The organism is Blautia sp. HCP3S3_G3, assembly GCF_052063365.1.
Taxonomy (GTDB): Bacteria; Bacillota; Clostridia; order Lachnospirales; family Lachnospiraceae; genus Blautia_A.
Genome location: NZ_JBQHXR010000081.1, coordinates 1 through 494, shown reverse-complemented (window position 1 = coordinate 494; position 494 = coordinate 1). Strand labels below are relative to the sequence as shown.

The 494-nt window shown below is 44.1% G+C and carries 1 protein-coding gene; it reads right to left on the bottom strand.

Annotation, left to right across the window (positions count from 1 at the left end; genetic code table 11):
* A partial coding sequence (locus ACTNEW_RS16360) for a transposase (protein WP_441062869.1) occupies window positions 1-494 on the bottom strand: 494 nt, incomplete at both ends.

Below are 494 nucleotides of genomic sequence, written 5' to 3'. Positions count from 1 at the left end.
CACGCAATCGCTATGACTGACTGCATCTTCTTCAAAGGATTTTGCTTCCTCCTCCTGTAATAGTCATGGATTTCTCTAAACTCTTTATTCTTTCCTATCACAGATATCGCAGCTTCATACAATGCATATCTCAGGCGTTTTCTTCCCCTGTGGCTGATGCGGCTTTCTCCGTTGTGTTTGCCGGAACTGTCTGCAACAATGGCATAACCTGCCAGTTTCTGCAACTGCTTTGGGTTATCAAAACGACGAATGTCACCCACCTCTGCAATAAAACAGCTTACGGTTTTTAAACCAATCCCGTTGATCTCCATCAGTTTATCAATGTATGGAATCTCAGAAAGTTTCTCTTCTATCTCCCGCATCAGATCATTCATTCTGTTTTTATATACTTCATAATCGTTCAGTAGGTTGCGGATCTCTATTCTGGCACTTCCCGGTGCTTCTGTACTTCCGATGCTGTGCTCCGCAGCTGATACCAGGGTCCTTGCCCTCTT